General features: G+C 63.4%; 17 protein-coding genes and 1 pseudogene. 8 read left to right on the forward strand and 10 right to left on the reverse strand.

Annotated elements, in window-relative coordinates; genetic code table 11:
* Nucleotides 1-154: 154 nt before the first annotated feature.
* From AT302_RS22460 to AT302_RS22475, 4 genes are read right to left on the reverse strand one after another with little or no spacing between them, the layout of a single operon-like run.
* Complete coding sequence (locus AT302_RS22460; protein WP_157125852.1) at nt 155-1,129, reverse strand: ABC transporter permease; 975 nt, start codon at nt 1,127-1,129, stop codon at nt 155-157.
* A complete protein-coding gene (locus AT302_RS22465; RefSeq protein WP_058375920.1) occupies nt 1,126-2,025 on the reverse strand; it encodes an ABC transporter permease in 900 nt (299 codons plus the stop codon). The genes AT302_RS22460 and AT302_RS22465 overlap by 4 nt, the downstream gene beginning before the upstream one ends.
* On the reverse strand, nt 2,022-3,101 hold the full coding sequence (locus tag AT302_RS22470) for an ABC transporter ATP-binding protein (protein ID WP_058375921.1): 1,080 nt from the start codon (nt 3,099-3,101) through the stop codon (nt 2,022-2,024). Before AT302_RS22470 ends, AT302_RS22465 begins: the two co-directional genes overlap by 4 nt.
* Nucleotides 3,102-3,127: 26 nt before the next feature.
* Nucleotides 3,128-4,303 (reverse strand): extracellular solute-binding protein, encoded by a 1,176-nt coding sequence (locus tag AT302_RS22475; RefSeq protein ID WP_058375922.1) that lies wholly within the window; start codon nt 4,301-4,303, stop codon nt 3,128-3,130.
* A 289-nt stretch (nt 4,304-4,592) separates the two neighbouring features.
* On the opposite strand from AT302_RS22475, the gene AT302_RS22480 reads away from it, so the two are divergent.
* The 3 genes and pseudogenes from AT302_RS22480 to AT302_RS22490 all read left to right on the forward strand — a co-directional run bounded on the left by AT302_RS22480 (nt 4,593) and on the right by AT302_RS22490 (nt 8,116).
* A complete protein-coding gene (locus AT302_RS22480) occupies nt 4,593-5,867 on the forward strand; it encodes a glucarate dehydratase family protein (protein ID WP_058375923.1) in 1,275 nt (424 codons plus the stop codon).
* Nucleotides 5,868-5,975: 108 nt separating this feature from the next.
* Nucleotides 5,976-7,151, forward strand: a complete 1,176-nt coding sequence (locus AT302_RS22485) for a porin (protein ID WP_237171993.1) — start codon at nt 5,976-5,978, stop codon at nt 7,149-7,151.
* Between the two features lie 225 nt (nt 7,152-7,376).
* Nucleotides 7,377-8,116 (forward strand): annotated as a pseudogene (locus AT302_RS22490) (FadR/GntR family transcriptional regulator).
* A gap of 55 nt (nt 8,117-8,171) precedes the next feature.
* On the opposite strand, the gene AT302_RS22495 reads toward AT302_RS22490, so the two are convergent.
* Nucleotides 8,172-8,780: an MSMEG_1061 family FMN-dependent PPOX-type flavoprotein gene (locus AT302_RS22495; protein WP_058375924.1), complete on the reverse strand. Its 609-nt coding sequence runs from the start codon at nt 8,778-8,780 to the stop codon at nt 8,172-8,174.
* A 133-nt stretch (nt 8,781-8,913) separates the two neighbouring features.
* On the opposite strand from AT302_RS22495, the gene AT302_RS22500 reads away from it, so the two are divergent.
* Nucleotides 8,914-9,702: a helix-turn-helix domain-containing protein gene (locus AT302_RS22500; protein ID WP_084656397.1), complete on the forward strand. Its 789-nt coding sequence runs from the start codon at nt 8,914-8,916 to the stop codon at nt 9,700-9,702.
* Between the two features lie 156 nt (nt 9,703-9,858).
* Nucleotides 9,859-10,851 (forward strand): dienelactone hydrolase family protein, encoded by a 993-nt coding sequence (locus tag AT302_RS22505; RefSeq protein ID WP_237171994.1) that lies wholly within the window; start codon nt 9,859-9,861, stop codon nt 10,849-10,851.
* 90 nt (nt 10,852-10,941) lie between these two features.
* Here the strand turns inward: AT302_RS22505 and AT302_RS22510 are convergent, their stop codons facing one another.
* The 5 genes from AT302_RS22510 to AT302_RS22530 form a co-directional block, all read right to left on the reverse strand.
* The gene (locus AT302_RS22510; protein WP_084656398.1) at nt 10,942-13,467 is read right to left on the reverse strand and encodes a TonB-dependent siderophore receptor; all 2,526 of its coding nucleotides are present in this window, start codon (nt 13,465-13,467) and stop codon (nt 10,942-10,944) included.
* Nucleotides 13,468-13,540: 73 nt separating this feature from the next.
* A complete protein-coding gene (locus tag AT302_RS22515) occupies nt 13,541-14,611 on the reverse strand; it encodes a FecR family protein (protein WP_084656399.1) in 1,071 nt (356 codons plus the stop codon).
* Nucleotides 14,608-15,075, reverse strand: a complete 468-nt coding sequence (locus tag AT302_RS22520) for a sigma-70 family RNA polymerase sigma factor (protein WP_058375926.1) — start codon at nt 15,073-15,075, stop codon at nt 14,608-14,610. The genes AT302_RS22515 and AT302_RS22520 overlap by 4 nt, the downstream gene beginning before the upstream one ends.
* A 190-nt stretch (nt 15,076-15,265) precedes the next feature.
* Nucleotides 15,266-15,820, reverse strand: a complete 555-nt coding sequence (locus AT302_RS22525) for a hypothetical protein (RefSeq protein ID WP_058375927.1) — start codon at nt 15,818-15,820, stop codon at nt 15,266-15,268.
* Between the two features lie 24 nt (nt 15,821-15,844).
* Nucleotides 15,845-16,228 (reverse strand): glyoxalase superfamily protein, encoded by a 384-nt coding sequence (locus tag AT302_RS22530; RefSeq protein WP_058375928.1) that lies wholly within the window; start codon nt 16,226-16,228, stop codon nt 15,845-15,847.
* A 227-nt stretch (nt 16,229-16,455) separates the two neighbouring features.
* Between AT302_RS22530 and AT302_RS22535 the strand changes: the two genes are divergently transcribed.
* The 3 genes from AT302_RS22535 (at nt 16,456) to AT302_RS22545 (ending at nt 18,365) form a co-directional block, all read left to right on the forward strand.
* Nucleotides 16,456-17,139, forward strand: coding sequence for a hypothetical protein (locus AT302_RS22535; protein ID WP_237171995.1), 684 nt, complete (start codon nt 16,456-16,458; stop codon nt 17,137-17,139).
* 205 nt (nt 17,140-17,344) lie between these two features.
* On the forward strand, nt 17,345-18,076 hold the full coding sequence (locus AT302_RS22540) for an AzlC family ABC transporter permease (RefSeq protein ID WP_058375930.1): 732 nt from the start codon (nt 17,345-17,347) through the stop codon (nt 18,074-18,076).
* A complete protein-coding gene (locus AT302_RS22545; RefSeq protein WP_058375931.1) occupies nt 18,069-18,365 on the forward strand; it encodes an AzlD family protein in 297 nt (98 codons plus the stop codon). The genes AT302_RS22540 and AT302_RS22545 overlap by 8 nt, the downstream gene beginning before the upstream one ends.
* Nucleotides 18,366-18,374: the final 9 nt, after the last annotated feature.

The following is an 18,374-nucleotide window of genomic DNA, read 5'->3' on the forward strand; positions in this document are numbered from 1 at the left end:
TGCGCCACACCTTTAGGTGCAGTGCAGCATTTGCATTTCGTCGCCGCAAACGACAACGGCCATCCGAGCCCCCTCGGATGGCCGTCACCGGGCAGGCCGCGCCGGGGGATATTCGGCGCACCTGCCTGACAAACTACCTTTTCGTTGCTTTCGTCTACTCGCCCTTTGGCGCTTCCTTCACGCGGCTGACCAACTGCGTCGGGCTCACGAATTGCAGCGCGATGAGCACCCACAGCAAGGTGATCGCCATATAGATCATGGCCATCGCATCAATCGACTGCGGCGCTCGCACGCCGGTAGAAAACACCGCGTAGTACAACGCCACCACCAGCGTCTGCGTATCGGGCCCCGCCGTGAAGAACGTCAGCTCGAACATGCCGATGGTGCGCACCAGCACCAGCAGGCCCGCCGCGAGCATGCCCGGCACCAGCAGCGGCAGCAGTACGTGACGGAAGTACTTGAACGTGTTCGCGCCGAAGATGCGAGCGGCCGCTTCGAGATTCGGATCGATCTGCTCGATGAACGGCGTCATCACCAGAATCACGAACGGCAGCGACGGCACGAGGTTCGCGAGAATCACGCCCGAGAGCGTGCCGCCAAGGCCGATCTTGTAGAGCACCGTCGCCATCGGAATACCGTACGTCACCGGCGGCACCATCAGCGGCAGCAGAAACACCAGCATCGCAATGCGCTTGCCCGGGAACTGCGCACGCGCCAACGCATACGCGGCAGGCACACCCAGCGCAATCGACAGCAACACCACTGCGCCCACCACTTCGAACGTCACCCACAGCACGTTGGCCAGTTGAAAGTCGTTCCACGCCTGCGCATACCAATGCAGCGTGAAGCTCTCGGGCAGCGGCGTGCCGAACCAGCGTGTGGCCACCGAGTTCATCGTGACGGTGGCAATCATCAGGCCCACGTTCACGAGGAAGAAGATCATCGCGCCCCACACCAGCACACGCCAGATACGGGCACCCGGCCCTTCGCGGCGGGACTGGCGCGACTGGCGGCGTGTGGCTTTCGCTTCGCGAGAAGCGGTGGTATTGCCCGCGGATGACGGCGTGGTCATGAAGTCTCCGTTCTGCACGGCCATGGCACCGGCCAGAGGTTTGTCTGCGGCGCTCATCCTTTGCCTCCCGAGGTCGGACCGCTGTAGAACGCCCGGCGTGCACCGAGCATGCCCGCCACGATCAGCAGTTGCACAAAGCCCATCACGATCGCCACGCACGAGGCGAGCGAATAGTCGTAGCTCTCGAACGCGGCTTCGTACGCCGCAATCGACACCACCCGCGTGGCACCGGCCGGCACGCCAAGCAGCACCGCCGACGGGAACACCGAGAACGCCTGCACGAACGACAGACACGCCGCCATCGTCAGCCCCGGCACCAGCAGCGGCAGATAGATCAGCCGGAACTGTTCCCACGGTCCGGCGCCGAGCGTGCCTGCCGCGCGGGCGAGCGTCGGGTCGATCCCCGTGACGTACGACAGAATCAGCAGGAACGCGAACGGAAAGCCCGAGATCACCAGCGAGATCAGCACGCCCCAGTAGTTGTGCGTCAGGCGCACTTCGTCGCTATACAGATGCAACGCGTGCAGCGCCTGCGGAAACCAGCCGTTCGGCCCGTAGTACGTCAACATGCCGTCGGCAATCAGCACCGTCCCGAGCGTGACCGGCACGACCAGCAGCATCGTCACGAACTTGGCCGCCGGTGTGTTGCGACGCAGCGCAAACGCTGCCGGAATCGACATACCCACGTTGATCAGCGTGGCTGGCACCGCGAGCTTGAGCGTGATCCAGACGGTCGGCCAGAGCGTGGATTCGGTGAAGAACTTGAGATAGTTCGCGAACACCCCGCCGCCTTCCATGGGCTGGAACGACAGGAACAAGCCATAGGCGAACGGATACACGAACATCGCCACCAACACCGCCAGCGCCGGGACGACCAGCCAGCCGCGCGCATCAAAGCGCATCCCGCGCTCACTGCGCTCGCTCGCCGGTGCCGAAGACGTGGCGGCACTCATGCGCGCTCTCCGGCATAGACCAGCGTGCGATCGGCCGGCACGTGCAGCGGCACGCGCTCACCCACGGCGAAGTCGCCGGGCAGGCGCGCATACAGCGGACCGAACGGCGAGGCCACGCGCAGCAGTGAGTCATGACCACCGTATTCCACGGTTTCCACCACGACCTCGAAGGCGTTGTCGTTGGCCGCCTGAGCGCGTTCGAAGTCATCGGGACGAATCGCCACGCTGACCTTGCCGCCGTTCGGCGATTCCATCAGCACGCCCTCGAACGACGCACCGCCCGCCGACACACGGGCGTGATCGCCCTGCGTCGACGTGACGGAGAAGTCCAGCACGTTGCGATAACCCATGAAACGCGCCACGTGCAGATTGCGCGGACGGCAATAGACGTCGCGCGGGATACCGATCTGCTGCACCACGCCTTCTTTCATCACGACGATGCGATCGGCCATCGACAGCGCCTCGTCCTGATCGTGCGTGACGTAGATCGTGGCGCGGTCGAGCTTGCCGTGAATGCGGCGAATCTCGGCGCGCATCTCGATACGCAGTTTCGCGTCGAGATTCGACAAGGGTTCGTCCATCAGCACCACCGGCGGCTCGATCACGATGGCGCGCGCAATGGCCACGCGCTGCTGCTGGCCGCCCGAGAGCTGGCCGGGCAGCTTGCGCTCGTGCCCCACGAGTTGCACGAGTTGCAGGGCGTCGCGCGAGCGCTTCTCGATCTCGGCACGTGGCACACCGCGCATGCGCAGGCCGAAGCCCACGTTCTCAAGCACGGTCATGTGCGGAAACAGCGCGTAGTTCTGAAACACCATGCCGAAGCCGCGCTTCTCGCTGGGCAGTACGTCGATGCGCTCGTCGTCGAGCCAGATCGCGCCGCCCGTGAGCGGCGTGAGCCCGGCAATGCAGTTGAGCGCCGTGGACTTGCCGCAGCCCGACGGGCCGAGCAAGGCGATGAACTCGCCCCGCTCGATCGTCAGGTCCAGCCCGTTCAGTGCGGCAACGGACTGGCCTTCGGCGTTGGTGAAACTACGCGCAACGTTGTCGAGGCGCAGGTGCTGAAAGTTGTGCTTCATGACGAAACCCTTGTGAATCGGCCAAGTTACTTCGACTTCAGAGCGCCGATCTCGGCATCCCACTTCTGGAAGGCCGCCACCATCGCGGTAGCGTCGAGCGGCACGGCGTGCGGGAAGTCCGCGATCAGCTTGGTGTACTCGGGACGGCCATACTTGGCGATCACTTCCTGACTCTTCGCAGGCGCGGCGGTGAGCGGCACGTCCTTCACGGCAGGGCCCGGATAGAAGTAGCCATCGTCGTAGGTCAGCGCCTGCTGTGCCGGCTCAAGCATGAAGTTGATCAGCTTGATGATCACGTCCATCTTTTCCTTCGGCACGCCCTTCGGTACGACCATGTAATGCGCGTCGTTCACCCACGTGAACTTGTCGAACGCCTGCACCTTGAAGCTCGCCGGCACGATACCCAGCGCGCGCGGGTTGATGTCCCAGCCCGTGACCGTCAGCGTCATGTCGCGGCTGCCTTCGCCCAGTTCCTTCATCACGGCCGACGTACCGCCCGGGTAGTACGGAATGCACGAATCGAGTTCTTTCAGGAACGCCCACGTCTTGTCCCAGCCCTTGATCGGATCATGCGGATCCTTGTCGCCGAGCAGGTACGGCAGGCCCATCAGGAACGTGCGGCCCGGGCCGGAGTTGGCCGGACGTGCGTAAATCAGCTTGCCCGGGTTCGCCTTGCACCACGCGAGCAGCTCAGCAGGCGTCTTCGGCGGGTTGCTCACCTTGGCCGGGTTGAATTCCACCAGCGGGCCGGCCGGCATGAAGGTCACGGTAAGGCCATAGCCCTTCGAGAGTTCCTGCATCGCGCGCACGTTCGGCGCGTACTTGTCGAGCACGCCCGGCAGTTGCGCGCTGTAGTCGGGCAGCAGACGTTGCCAGAGGTTTTGCTGGATACCGGCGGCGAGCGCATCGGTGCCGGTCAGCACGATGTCGATGTCGGCGCGGCCCGCGGCCTGCATGGCCTTGATCTTGCCCGGCAGTTGCGGGGCCGGTGCGTTGGTGAAGGTGATCCGGGAGACCAGATCCGGGTACTTGTCGCGGAACGCTTCGAAGCCCTTCTGCGTGAGCGCGAGGTTGCCCGCCACGTCCACGATGTTGAGCGTCACCGGCGCGGCAGCGGCGGTGTTCGCGATGCTCCCCACTACGGCGGCACATGCCAGTGCGCCTAGCGTGCGTTGCCAGAATCCCCTGCGGCTGAAGGCCATGCTGTCTCCTCTTTTGGTTAAATTTCTCGTAAGTCATCATATGACTGACGTTGTCATTTTGCAATTAGGAGACGCCGCGAAACATGTCAGAGATTTCCCTAGGATGACGAGACACCTTTGTTTTTATTGCGTTTAAAGCCTTATTTCAACAGCGAATAGCAGTAACGATCAGGGGAAACACCGATAGAGAGACGCCGGATGCGTCACCTAAATTACGGCCAGTCATACGATGACGTAAAAGATATCAGCGCACCGCAGATTGCGGTGCCGCAGAAGAGGCCGAGACACCGTGAAAATCCAGCGCATCACCATCACCCCGATTGCCTTTCGCGACCCGCCGCTGCTCAACGCGGCCGGCATCCACGAGCCCTACGCACTGCGCACCATCATCGAAATCGAGACCGATAACGGGCACGTCGGGCTGGGCGAGACGTATGGCGACGCGCCGGTGCTCACGCTGCTGCAAAACACCCGCGAGCATCTGATCGGCATGGACCCGTTCGACACCAACGGCCTGCGTGCCCGGGTGGCGGCGGTGGTCGCGCGTGGCGTGGGCGGTGAGCGCGTCGAGTACGAGTTGGCACCGGGCACTGACCCGCGCAAGGACGCCGAGAAAATCTACTCCGCCTTCGAAGTGCCGTTCCTCGATTTGCAAGCCCGGCATCTCGGCATTCCGCTGGTCGAATTGCTCGGTGGCGCTGTACGCAACGAGGTGCAGTACAGCGCGTACCTGTTTTTCAAGTACGCCCAGCACATCGACAACCCGTATGCGCCCGACCCTTGGGGCGAGACGCTCGACGCCACGCAACTGGTCGCGCAAGCCCGCACCATGATCGACACCTACGGCTTCGGCAGCATCAAGCTCAAGGCCGGTGCGCTCGATCCGAACGAAGAAGTGAAGTGCCTCAAGGCGCTCAAACGCGCCTTCCCCGACAAGCCATTGCGTATCGATCCGAACGGCAACTGGTCGCTCGCCACGGCGATCCGGATGGGCCGCGAGCTGGAGGGCGATCTCGAGTACTACGAGGACCCGACGCCCACGCTCGAAGGCATGGCCGAGCTGCATCGCGCGACCGGCATGCCGCTCGCGACCAACATGGTCGTGACCGATCTGCGCCAGTTCCGCGAGAACGTGCGCGTCAACGGCGCGCAGATCATTCTGTCCGACCACCACTACTGGGGCGGCCTGCGCGACACGCAAGTGCTCGCCCGCATGTGCGAGACGTTCGATCTCGGCCTCTCCATGCACTCCAACTCGCACCTTGGCATCAGCCTGATGGCCATGACGCATCTGGCCGCGAGCGTGCCGCGCCTGTCGTATGCCTGCGACACGCATTACCCGTGGCAGGCGGCCGACGAGGAAGTCGTGCGCGGCGGCAAGATCGCGATCCGCAACGGCGCAGTGGCGCTCACGAAGGCCCCGGGGCTCGGGCTCGAAATCGATCAGGACCAGTTGGCCAAGCTGCACGAGCAGTACCTGCGTTGCGGGGTTCGCACCCGTAACGACGCGGTTCAGATGCGCAAGTACCAACCCGGCTGGAGCGGCAAGGCACCGCGCTTTTGAACCGGCTTCTGAACCCTGCACACGCGGTATCCGAAGTCCCGAAGTACTGAAGCACCGATGCACCGTAATTTCAGAAACACAAGAAAACACACCACCTGAGGAGATGTCGTGAGACAAACGAAACTGATTGCCGGGCTCGCATTGGCCGGGCTCGCCGCCGGCGCCGTACCGGCGTTCGCACAATCGAACGTCACGTTGTACGGGATCGTCGACGATGCGTTGACGTACAGCAGCAACCAGAACGGCAAGTCCAACACGTATCTGCGCAACGGCAACCTGGCAGGCAGCCGCTGGGGCATTCGTGGCACCGAAGATCTGGGCGGCGGCACCAAGGCGCTGTTCCAGTTGGAAAACGGCTTTGACGTCAACACGGGCGCCTTCAGCTCGGCGGGCGTGATGTTCAATCGTCAGGCCTTCGTGGGCCTGAAGAACGACACCATCGGCACGGTCACTATCGGCCGTCAGTACACGCCGTACTACCTGATGGTCGGCACGATCGGCCCGGTCGCCTACGTCACGGGCGCAACCGGCGCACACCCGGGCGATATCGACGGTCTGGATACGACCATCCGCATCAACAACTCGGTGACGTACACGTCGCCGGTGCTGTGGGGCGTGACGGCCAGCCTGCAATACGGTTTCGGCGGACAACCGGGCGCCTTCAGCAAGGGCAACACGTATTCCGGCGCGTTGCGTTATGACGGCGGCCCGCTGTCGTTGGCGGCGGGTTACCTGCGCATGAACAACGTGGGTGGCGGCGGCACGAGCTGGAACAGTGCATCGACCGGCACGTACGGCACCTCGGCCGTCAATCAGGGTTACGTCACGGCCGACGTGCTGCAACACATTGCGTTCGCCGGTGTGTACACCATTGGTGGCCTGACCTTCGGCGCGAGCTACAGCAACGTGCAGTACAAGCCGGGTGCCGCGTCGCTGTTCCACGACACGGCAATCTTCAACACGGCCGGCGTGCATGCCTCGTGGATCGTGGCACCGCAGTGGCGTCTGGCCGCCGCGTACAGCTACACGGCAGCGTCGAAGGCCAACGGCATCAACGATGCCGCGACCTATCATCAGGTCTCGCTGGCGCAGGTGTACTCGCTCTCGAAGCGCACGTCGCTGTACGCGCTCGAAGCGTGGCAGCACGCCAACGGCAAGTCGCTCTCGGCGAATGCCACGAGCATCATCAACGCCGGTCCGGTGGTGGGCGACTCGCAGAACGCCACGCCGTCGTCGACGAGTTCGCAGTTCGTCGGCATGCTGGGCATTCGCGTCGACTTCTGACGTCTGCCTGTCTGTTGTCTGTTCCGATGGCCGGCGCCGTGCGCGCGCCGGCCGGTGCTTCATGAGTGGTCGCGAGAAGGCGCACTTTGGGCCGTCGGTGCCCTATCCCAATTCGGATGAGGTGTCGGCGGTCGATTCTTATCGGTTGTCGTATGTATGCGACGGTCGATAAGGTAAACTGGGGGCGTTTTTTTCGTCATCACCTCTTTATCCGACGCCATGTCCATGAACAGCTCGTTGCCCGCACGTCCTCGCCGCAAGTCTCGCAGCCTCACGGAAGAGGTGGTGAGTGCCTTGTCCGAGCAGATTCGCGCCGGCACGTTCCGGCCCGGCGACAAGCTGCCGACCGAGTCGGCCATCATGGAAAGTCTGGGCGTGAGCCGCACAGTGGTGCGCGAAGCGATTTCGCGGCTGCAAGCGGCCCAACTGGTGGAAACGCGTCACGGCATCGGCACCTTCGTGCTCGAAGCGCCGCGCGAAAACGCGTTGCAGGTGGACACCAACAGCATCCTCACGATGCTCGATGTGCTGGCCATTCTGGAGTTGCGCATTTCGCTGGAAACCGAAGCGGCCGGATTGGCGGCGAACCGCCGCACCGACACGCAACTCAAGCTCATGCGTCAGGCGCTCGATGACTTCGAGATGCATGTGCGTCAGCGCACCGGCAATGCTGTGACCGCCGACGTCGCGTTCCATTTGCAAGTGGCGACCGCGACCGGCAATCGTTACTTCCACGACATCCTCGAACAGCTCGGCAACACGATCATTCCGCGTACCCGCGTGAACTCCGCTGCGCTGGCCGACGACGATCAGGTGACGTATCTGAATCGCGTGAACCGCGAGCACGAAGATATTTACAACGCGATCGCGCGCCGCGATCCGGAGCTCGCGCGGCCATGCGCACGCACCTGACGAACAGCCGCGAGCGCCTGCGCCGCGCGCAGGAATCGGCAGCGCAAAACTGAGTCAGTCGAACTGAGTCAGTCGGTCAGCGGCATCGACTCAGTCAGCTCAGTCAGCTCAGTAGAGATTGCCTCGCACTGAGCGGTAATACCCCTCATCCATCTCCTGCGCGCGCGCTTTATCCAACCCGGTAAGCGCCGCCTTCATCTCGCCTAACGAAGGCACCGCCTTGCGGTCGAGTTGCGACTCGGCCCGCCAGAGCTTCGCGCGGTTGATCGCCTTGCCGCAGTGAAACAGCACTTCGTCGATCGTGACGACGATGACCGTCTTCGGCGTGCGCTCGTTTTCCTTCAGACGCATCAGCAAGTCCGGCGACGTGGAAATCTGTCCATGCCCGTTGATGCGCATGAAAACCTCCAGCCCCGGAAACAGAAACAGCATGCCGATGCGGCTGTCTTCGCTCAGATTGCGCAGCGACGCGATGCGGTTGTTACCCGGCCAGTCGGCAAACGCCACCGTCTTCTCATCGAGCGCATGAACGAAGCCGGGCTCGCCGCCGCGCGGTGAGGCGTCGAGCCCCTGTGCGCTGCCCGAGGCAAGACAAAAGAACGTAGCCGCCTTCAGATAAGCGACGTGAAACGGCAACAGACTCGGCATGACGCCCTTGACGATCATCTCCGACGGCGGGTCGTAGAGTTGATCGAGATCGATGGCGGTTTGTGTCATAGGCGTACCCTCCTTCACAGGTTTGCTGACGCAGCATATCGCTGGGCTCGGTGGCACTGATAGATTATTTCTGCCATTCAATAGCGCAAATGCGCCACAATTACCGCGCACCTATCGAGTCACCACGACCGCCATGACGTATCCCGAACATTTGCTGCCGAAGATCGCGCGCGTCCATTGCATGGACGCGACGGACCCGCCGCTCATCGCCGTGATGGGACGCATCGACGAGCCGCGCGGGTCGCAAACCCATCAGCATGATTCGGGGCAATTGCTCGGGCTGCTCGCCGGGCTGCTGACCGTGCGCACCAGCTTCGGCACGTGGGTCATCCCCACGACGCGCGCCGTATGGATTCCGCCGAATCATCCGCATGCGGCGTTTTCGCACGGGCCGTTCTATGGCTGGGCGGTGTACGTGCGCCCCGATCAATGTGGCGGCCTGCCCGACACGCCGCGCGCCATCGAAGTCACCGGCCTGCTACGCGAGGCAGTGTTGCGCGCCGCCGAGTGGGATCTGGGTCAACCGGATCGCAGGCAGACGAGCGTCGTGAACGTGGTGCTCGACGAGATTTCCGCGAGCGACGCCGACACCTTCCTGCTACCAATGCCGGGCGATGTCCGTCTGCGACGCATCGCCACCGCGCTCGTCGACAACCCGGCCGACGCGCGCACGCTCGACGAATGGGCCGCATGGGCCAACACCGCACCGCGCACCGTGAGCCGCCGATTTGTTGAGGAAACCGGGTTGACGTTTACCGCATGGCGGCAGCGCGCGAGGTTGCTTCGTGCAGTGGAGCTGCTGGCGGCGGGCCAGCCGGTCAACACCGTGGCGCTCGATCTGGGTTACGACAATGCCAGTGCGTTCATCGCCCTTTTCCGGCGCGCTTTCAACACCACGCCGGGGCGCTACTTTGCTTCGTAAGCTTAGTAAGCTTAGTAATACGGCATAACACATCGCCGGTGCGCCACCCCTCGCCCCCCCGTTCCCGATGACATTTGGCGGGAGTAGTATGTCGGCGAACCGGATCGCGCTTCACTCATCACGCTCACTCGCCGTGTTCCCTCGCTGAAGGCAAATATGAAAATGATGCCCGCCACGCCACGCGTTCGCCCGCTGCCTCACCGACTTCCCCGCCGCTACCGCGCTGCGATCTTCGCGGCCTTGCTGCCGATGACGATGCTCGCCAGCACACCGTGCGCACACGCAGAGGAAAACGAGTCCGAGGCCCCTGCCGCGACTGCAACTGCGGCTACGGCTGAGATCAAACCGGAGATCGTCGCCATTCCGCTGCCCGGTGCCGGCACCTTCGGCGGCGACGTGTCGATGCGCGCGGAAGTCTACAAACCCAGCGGCAACGGCCCGTTCCCCGTCCTGATCTTCGAACATGGCCGCTCCGGCGACCCTTTGGTGCGTGCCAAGCTGGACCACCCGATTCTTCAGGGGCATGTGCGGTTCTGGCTCAGGAAGGGCTTCGCGATCGTCGCACCGATTCGTGTTGGGTACGGTGCGACGGGCGGCCCCGATCGCGAGAACTCGGGCGCATCGTTCGGCAATGCGGGGGAATGCAAGCGCCGCCCTGATTTCCGTCAACTCTGGAAAGTGACCGCCGAGGCAAATCTCGCGGCAGTGAACTGGACGCGGGCGCAGCCATGGGCCGACAAGGACCGCATCGTGCTGGAGGGCCGCTCGGTTGGTGGTTTCACGACGGTGGCGACGGCCGCCGCACGGCCGCCCGGTGTCGTCGCCTATATCAACTTTTCGGGCGGGGCCGGGGGCTCGCCTGACAAGGCGCCGGGCCATAGCTGTGACCCCGAGCAAATGAAGGCGATTTACGGCGAGATGGGCAAGTCCACGACCATCCCCGGTCTGTGGCTCTATGCGAAGAACGACCAGTACTGGGGACCGGACGCGCCGAAGGGCTGGTTCGACGCCTTCGCCGCTGGCGGCAGCCCCGTGCAGTTCGTCCACACCGACGATCTGCCGGGCCACGACGGCCACATGCTGCTCACCTATGGCGGCAAGATGTGGTCGGTGCCTCTCGATAAATTCCTGAAGCAAATCGGGTTTTGAGTGAGTCCGCGATGCGCGCTCAGGCCCGCTGCCGGGTCCGGCGCTCATGCGGATCACTCGCGTGAATCACGCGAACTACAAAACGACACGTCAGAAGCGATACGTCAGCTTCACCCAGCCATTACGCGGTGCGCCGTAGGTGTAGCCGTTGTAACCACCCAACCCGGCCCAGTAGCGCTTGTCGGTCACGTTGCCGAGATTGAGCGACACGCTCAACTGACGCGTCACGTCGTAGCGCGCTAGCAGATCGATCAGCGTGATACCGCCCTGACGCGCCGTCAGCCCGCTGTACGTCTCCACATACGTGATCGCGCTCTGATAGCTCAGGCTGCCGCCGATCGTCACGCGGCTCAGCACGCCCGGCAGACGGTACGTCGTCGCGATGCGCAGGAGTCGCTGCGGATACGTCGGGTTAACCAGCGCGCCGGAGCGATCGCGCTTGGCGCTGTACGTGTAACCCGCCTGCACCTGCCAACCCGGCAACACCTGTCCCGCAACGGTCGCCTCGAAGCCTTGCGTCTTCGCACCGCTCACCGCCTTGTAAGCTGCGGTGCCACCCGGCGTGAGCGTGCCATCGGCCACGGCGAGGTTGTCTTCATACGTGCGGAAGATCGCTACCGCCGTGTTCAGACGTCCACCGAAATGCTCGCCCTTCAGTCCCAGCTCGATGTTGTTGCCGCGCTTGGGTGCCAGCGTATTGCCCGAGGTGTCCTGCACCGTGTTCGGCGTGAAGATGCTCGTGTAGCTCGAATACAGCGAGAAGTCCTCGCTGACATCGACCACCAACCCCGCGTACGGCGTGAACACAGCATTCTGTTCGATCGGTGTGCCGGTCACCATGGCACCGTTCGTGCCGTTGTTCCAGTAACGCGCCCATGACGTGGCGCGATACCACGTGAAGCGTCCACCGAGAATCACTGACACGCGATCGATCGGTTTGATCTGCGTTGCAGCGTAGATCGCCGTTTGCTGCGTCGTGCCGCCGAGCCGGTTGAGCGGATAGGCAAACGACGGCATGGCGATGCTGCCCAGATCGAGAATGTTGACCGGACGGCGGTCAAACGCATTGGGCACCGCCGAGTCGTTGCCGTAGTTGTAGTCGTTGTGGTTGATGCTCGCGCCGAACGTCGCCTGATGCGTGCGCCCGAACAGGTGATACGGCCCCGTCGCGTAGACATCGAACGCCTTGTTGATGCCATAGGCCGGATTGCTCGCGAGCTGCATCGTGCCCATTTGCGTGTTGGCGTTGATGTTGGCCGGATACAGCCAGATATCGCCGCTGTAGCGCTCGCGTTGATTGCGCGTCCACGAGCCTTCCGCCTTCACCTTCCACCCCGAGTCGAAGCGATGATCGAGATCGACAAAGACGCGATCGGTCGTCATGTTCCACAGACTCCACGGCGTGGAGGAATTGAACGAGCGCGGCAGGTTGGTCGCGGCACCGTTGCTGTAGAAGAGCGGGCTCTGGCCGAAGTTGGCGCCGTGAATCTTGTTCTTCTGATACTCGTAGCCGACCGAGATCGTGGTGTTGTCGGTGACGTCGGCTTCGACAATGCCGTAGAACACGTCTTCACGCGAGCGCTTGTCATCCACAAAATTGTTGCCCGCCGTGTGTGAGCCGACCACGCGTGCGCGCAACGAGCCCGATTCGTTGAGCTTGCCGCCCACATCGGCTTCGAGGTCGTAGCGGCCCCACGATCCGCCCCCGGCGGTGACGTAGCCTGCGAACTCCTTACTCGGACGCTTGCGTACGAGGTTGATCGCACCGCCGGGATTGCCGACACCATTGAGCAGGCCCGCCGGTCCGCGAATCACGTCGATCCGGTCGTACATCACCATGCTCAGCAGATTGCGCATGCCGGCAATGGTGTCGTACGAGAGGGTCGGCACGCCGTCGATCATGGTGGCGAGATCGAAGCCACGCGACGAAAAACTCGCACGCTCATCAAGCGTATCGACCACGATACCGGGCGTTTGCCGCAGCACGTCGGTCAGCGACATGAGGTTCTGATCTTCGATCTGCTGACGCGTGATGACCGTCATCGATTGCGGCGTTTCGCGCAGCGACAGGTCCATGCGCGTTGCCCCGTCGCTCACGCGCGTCGTGTACGAGCCGGTGCCCTCGGTCACGCGTTGCGTACCGGCAGTGACGTTCGTCGCGGGCAACGCCACCGTATCGGCATGAATCGACACTGTGCGGCCCGAGATGCTCACCCCGAGGCCCGAACCGGCGAGCGCCCGTGCGAGGGCGTCGCCCAGTGTCATGCGGCCTTGCAGCGCCGGTGCAACCTTGCCGACGGCGAGGCTCGCGTCGTAGCCGATGCCTACGCCCGACTGACGCGCCAGCGCGTCGATGGTGAGGGCGAGCGGTTGCGCGGGCAGCGACAGGTCGAGCGGCATGGCGGCCACACTCGCGTTGGCGGCCGTGGGGTTTTGAGCACGCACGTCCGTCGGAATCGAAGCCGCGCACAGGCAGGCGACGGCAATGCTGATGAGCGTGGCGCGTTGCCAGACCTGACGGTCGCGGCGAAGGTCAATGTCGCGAGCAATCGCGCGGGAATGCGGCGGCGTGGTCGAGCGTTTCGAATTGGGCAAAGCGTGCAGATGTCTGGTCATTTCCGTGAGTCTTCTGTTGGCTTACCCGGTGAAGACGCACGAGAACGCAAAAGACAGACAAAAAGTTTTTGACTTAGTGAAGTGCCGTGATGAGGGCCTGACCGTTCACCCGGCGCACACGCACCGGCAGCATCGCGGGCAGGCCTTGGAGAAAGCCCGCCGGATCGGATACCGGGAACGTGCCCGTCAGTTGCAACGTGCGCAAAGCAGCGACGTCGGCATCGGCGATGCGAATCTGTTGTGCCGGTTGCGCCAGAAAGTCGTTCCACTGTGCGATGGCCTGCGGCAGCGGCGTGGCCTGAAAGACCAGCCACCCTTCGCGCCAAGCCCCGACACTTTGCGATGTGACGACTTGCGGCGAGCCGATGCCACGCGGCGTGGTTCCCACGGCTTGGCCCGCGCTCAGCGTGACATCGGGGTCGCGATTCACGTGGACCTCGCCATCGGGCGAACGCGCCCACACGGCGACGCGCCCGCGTGCGACGGCCACGTCCATGCCGTCGTCACGCAGCGCCACGGTGAAGACCGTGCCCAGCACGCGCACGTTGCCAAACTGTGTGGCGACGCTGAGGGGCCGCGACGTATCGGGTTGCACGTCGAGATGCAGCCCGCCGCGCGAGAGTTGAAACTCGCGGCGGTTGCGGTAATAGGTGATCTGCACGTCGGTGTGCGGCGCGAGCGTCACGACGCTGCCATCGGGCAACGTATGCGGGCGCACCTCCCCTTTGCCGGTGCGCAGCGCCAGTGTCAGTGTCGGCTGCAACCATTGGCGCCGTGCAGCGCCGCCAAACACGATGGCGAGCCCGCCAACGCCGAGCCACGTCAACATCTGGCGGCGGGAGTGACGCACCGCGCCATCGCCTCGCTTCGGCACGGCGACACGGTCACGCAACGCGGTGCCGTCGGTCTGTTCCCAATACGATTGCGCAATACCGGCAGCGGCGTCGTGCATCGGGGCTTCGGCACGCCAGCCGGCGAGTTCGCGGGCAGCCGCAGTGGCGTCATCAGCGTCGCCATGATGCGTGCGCCCGATGAGCGAGAGCGCATGGGCGATCTGACGGCGCGACGGCTTCAACGCGCGCGACGTGGGCGTGGTGTCGGCAGATTCCGGTGACTGGGGAGTCCGGGTAGCGCGGGCGTTCATGGGCGGTAACTCACGCAATCCATGACGGCGCGCACGACGTGTTTGTCGATCGCTTCGAGGGACACCTGCATGTGGCCAGCCGCTTCGGCATAGCTCATGCCGTGAATGCGCACGAGGATGAACGCGTCGCGGCGTTTGCGCGGCATGCGTTCCAGACGGCTGAGCAACCGCTCAAGCTGCTGTCGAATATCCACGTGATGCTCGGCCGACGGCGCATGGTCGGCGCCGATGAGTGCCAACGTCTGAAGCATGCGGGCTTCGGCATCATGGCGACGCGCGTCGCTCACGATCAGATGCTTTCCCGTGCGATAGAGCAGCGCGCGCCAGTCACGAATCTCCGTGCCGCGCGTCTGCAAGGCGAGCACCTTCGCATAGGCCTCTTGCACCAGGTCTTTCGCGTTGTCGCGGTTGTTCAGCGATTTCGCGAAGAAATTGACCAGCTCGGTGTAGTAATGCGCAACCACGGCAGTCTTCCGGCAGCCCGCCGCATCCGCGCACGGAAAAGTTGAATGAGAATTACTCGCATTATGGCCGTGAGTGACAACGGGACGCAAGAAGGATTTTAGAGAATGGAACGAGACCGGCGGCGGCGTGGCCGGTTGTGACGAGGTATTGACGAGGTATTGACGAGGTGTGCCGCTCTCCGAATCGACGTCAGGACTGACGCTCAGTGCCTTCGGGACTTTCCGCTTCGCGGCGGATGCGCGCCAGCATGCGGCGCCGGATGAGGCCGCTGACCGGGCGGATGACATACCAGTACGGGGCGAACTTGCGCCAGACGGCAGGCGATGGGCAAAAGACGCGCGTTTCCGTCGTGAGGATGCTTTCTCCTCTGCCGTTCGTCTGCACGTCGAAGCCCATCACGAGTTGGCAGACGTTGTTGTTGTCGATGCCACGGAAGGCGTCCGGCGAGCGGACTTCTACCAACCCGTAATCGCTCTGCCAGAACGCGCCGATCAGACCGAAGGCCAGACTTTGATTGGCGTCGCGGCCAAGGAACATGAAGTCGCTGAGATCGAGCGGTGGCCGGTTTGAGCGGCCGAGCCACCGCGCGGGTGTTTCCCGGACCCGGATGGCCAGCCGGACCAACGGGTCGTCCTGCGCACGCTGACGTTGCACGCAATCCAGAATGACAGCGGACGGCGCGCGAATGGCGATCGCGTGAGATTCACGAAAATCAAAGCGCGGCAAGAAGTCGTCGATCAGCATGGCGTCCGGGTGATAGTGGTGACGTCAGCGAGTTTCGCCGACGTCGATGCGATTCCCGTCGGGGTCGGCAAAGACAAAGCTTCGCAGGCCGATGTCCATCGTGCGCAGGCCCTTCACGATACGCACCTGATGGCGTTCCAAATGTGCATGGAATGCATCGGCATCGGTCACCATCAGATGCGCCACGTTCTGTGTAGTGCCACGGTGCTGGCCGTCGCGAGACAGGTGCAGCTCGGCAGCGTCTTTCTTCAGGATGACAAAGCCTACGGGCGAGCCGGCCTCGAACACTTTTTCGAAGCCGAGAACGTCGAGGTAGAAACGTAGCGATCTGTCGAGATCGGCAACCGGCAGGGTGGGTGCCATTCGGCCGAACGACACGGAATGCGGGACACGATTGAGAGTATCCATGGGCGCTCCAGAGGCGACGCCTGCGGCTCCGAAGTGAACGGCGAAGGCGGTGCTTCGACGGGAGACAGGCATCAGATGGCGGAGCGGTGTCCGCGCGAACGGCGTATCCTAGCACGACCTTTTTGGCCGGTTCAGCCCTCACCCCCTCTCAAAACTATCAAGTGCACGACGCGTCGCCCCCCCTCACCTCCCTCTTCTGGCATGACGACATACTGCGCAGTCGCAGCGTGAGTGGCGTTGTGTTGTCGGGCGTCGTGGACTTGCCACCGCTGCCCGAGCGATTGGTCGCGGATTGGACGCGGGACATTTCGTCGCACACGCCATTGGCCGCTGGCGATGTCGAACCGATGCCGCTCGCGCGGGCGCGCATGCGTTGGCCGGACTATTCGCAATGTGTGCAGGCGGCGTATGACTGGACGGCGTCGCAGGGTCTGCCGGGTTTGCTGTCGGCGAGCGATGTCGCGTTGATGGCGTGTCGCGGCGCGCGCTATCACCATGACGGCGAGCAATACGGTGGCTTCGTATTCTGCAATTTGTTTCTCAGCGACGACTGCGGGCTGGACGTGCATTTCCCGTATGCCGGGAATGGTGGATATCGCATTCCCCTGACGCGCGGCACGATGCTAGTGTTCGACACTTGTCAGCCGCATGCTGTCATCCGGCGAGGTCAAGACGGCTTTGACGAGGCCGATTTCGGCAACCCGGCGAGTGCACTGGACGATGTGCAGATGTTTCTCACATGGGAACTGCCGGTGGACGACGCCCGTGTGATGCAGGCGCTCGGGATGGCCTTCGACGTGTTGCCGTCGAACGTGGCAGCGCCGCAGGACGCACAGGTTCTTGCGAACGGCGCCGCCGCCGTGTTGTGTGCGAATTCCGGGCGATGGTTGCCGGTGCCGGATGCTGAATAAGTGGGTGCTACGCCGGTAAGCACGTCAGCAGGTCATTCCCCTCTGAAGTCCTCAATCGCAAGATCGTACAAGCCAGCCCCCTGTCGGCTGCGCTAGTCTTTCGCTCTCGCATTCCCACACGACGGGTTCCAAAGAGAAGACTGCGTGTTCGATGTCACGACGCGACGTCGCGGTTGGCGTCAGCGTTTTTGTAGAAGGAAGTGTAATGAGTGGTTTGTATTCGCCATCGGTCGCGGCGCAGGCGTCGCCGTTTCGCACCGAATTGGCACGCGGCATGCGCGCGGCGCTGCCGGTGATGGTCGGCTTTATCCCTTTCGCGTTGGTGCTCGGGGCGCAAGCCGCCCAGAAGGGCTTGAGCGCCATCGAAGTGCCCCTGATGACCGGCCTCAACTTCGCGGGCGGCTCCGAGTTCACGGCGATCCGCATCTGGACGTCGCCGCCGCATATCGCGCTGATCATCGCCATGTCGCTGCTCGTGAATGCGCGACACATTCTGATGGGTGCGGCGCTCGCGCCGCGTATGCGTCACGTGCCGTTGCGGCGCGCGCTCGCCGCCCTTTTCCTGATGTGCGACGAGAGCTGGGCGATGGCGCTGGCAGACGCTGACGCGCGCGGCAAGGAACGCATCAGCTTCGGCTACTACGTGGGTGCCGCAATCAATCTCTGGCTGACGTGGGTGGCGTTCACGGCACTCGGTGCGGTGCTGGGTCCGGTGTTGGGCGATATCGAGAAGTACGGCTTCGACATGGCCTTTACGGCGGTTTTCGTCGTGTTGCTCAGGGGCATGTGGAAAGGCATGAAGGCCAGCCGTCCGTGGTTCGTGAGTCTGGTGGTGTCGGCGATCACTTATCTGCTGGTTCCGGGTGCCTGGTACGTTGCAGCGGGCACGTGTGCAGGGCTAATTGCAGCCGTCGCTCTGGAGAAGAAAGATGCTTGATGCGATGACGGTCCTGACCATCGTACTGATGGCTGCGTCGACCTATGCGACGCGTATTGTCGGCTTTGTAGCGCTGCGCGATCGCACGTTGAGCCCGCGCATGCGAGCGATTATGGAAAGCGTGCCCGGCTGCGTGCTGATCTCGGTGATTGCACCGGCGTTCGTGTCGCGCAACCCGGCAGATTTGCTCGCGCTTGCGGTAACGTTGCTGGTGGCGACCCGGTTTTCGTTGTTGCCGACGGTGGTGATCAGCGTGGTGGTGACCGGGGTGTTGCGGCAGGTGATGTGATTTCGCTGA

This window comes from Pandoraea norimbergensis (genome assembly GCF_001465545.3).
Lineage (GTDB): Bacteria > Pseudomonadota > Gammaproteobacteria > Burkholderiales > Burkholderiaceae > Pandoraea > Pandoraea norimbergensis.

Bases quoted from the DNA above. Each gene is read 5' to 3' on its own strand.
- AT302_RS22475 (WP_058375922.1), bottom strand. From the start codon at position 4,303: ATGGCCTTCAGCCGCAGGGGATTCTGGCAACGCACGCTAGGCGCACTG.
- AT302_RS22525 (WP_058375927.1), bottom strand. From the start codon at position 15,820: ATGCTGATCGACGACTTCTTGCCGCGCTTTGATTTTCGTGAATCTCAC.
- AT302_RS22505 (WP_237171994.1), top strand. From the start codon at position 9,859: ATGAAAATGATGCCCGCCACGCCACGCGTTCGCCCGCTGCCTCACCGA.
- AT302_RS22530 (WP_058375928.1), bottom strand. From the start codon at position 16,228: ATGGATACTCTCAATCGTGTCCCGCATTCCGTGTCGTTCGGCCGAATG.
- AT302_RS22495 (WP_058375924.1), bottom strand. From the start codon at position 8,780: ATGACACAAACCGCCATCGATCTCGATCAACTCTACGACCCGCCGTCG.
- AT302_RS22540 (WP_058375930.1), top strand. From the start codon at position 17,345: ATGAGTGGTTTGTATTCGCCATCGGTCGCGGCGCAGGCGTCGCCGTTT.
- AT302_RS22515 (WP_084656399.1), bottom strand. From the start codon at position 14,611: ATGAACGCCCGCGCTACCCGGACTCCCCAGTCACCGGAATCTGCCGAC.
- AT302_RS22545 (WP_058375931.1), top strand. From the start codon at position 18,069: ATGCTTGATGCGATGACGGTCCTGACCATCGTACTGATGGCTGCGTCG.
- AT302_RS22510 (WP_084656398.1), bottom strand. From the start codon at position 13,467: ATGACCAGACATCTGCACGCTTTGCCCAATTCGAAACGCTCGACCACG.
- AT302_RS22470 (WP_058375921.1), bottom strand. From the start codon at position 3,101: ATGAAGCACAACTTTCAGCACCTGCGCCTCGACAACGTTGCGCGTAGT.
- AT302_RS22500 (WP_084656397.1), top strand. From the start codon at position 8,914: ATGACGTATCCCGAACATTTGCTGCCGAAGATCGCGCGCGTCCATTGC.
- AT302_RS22460 (WP_157125852.1), bottom strand. From the start codon at position 1,129: ATGAGCGCCGCAGACAAACCTCTGGCCGGTGCCATGGCCGTGCAGAAC.
- AT302_RS22465 (WP_058375920.1), bottom strand. From the start codon at position 2,025: ATGAGTGCCGCCACGTCTTCGGCACCGGCGAGCGAGCGCAGTGAGCGC.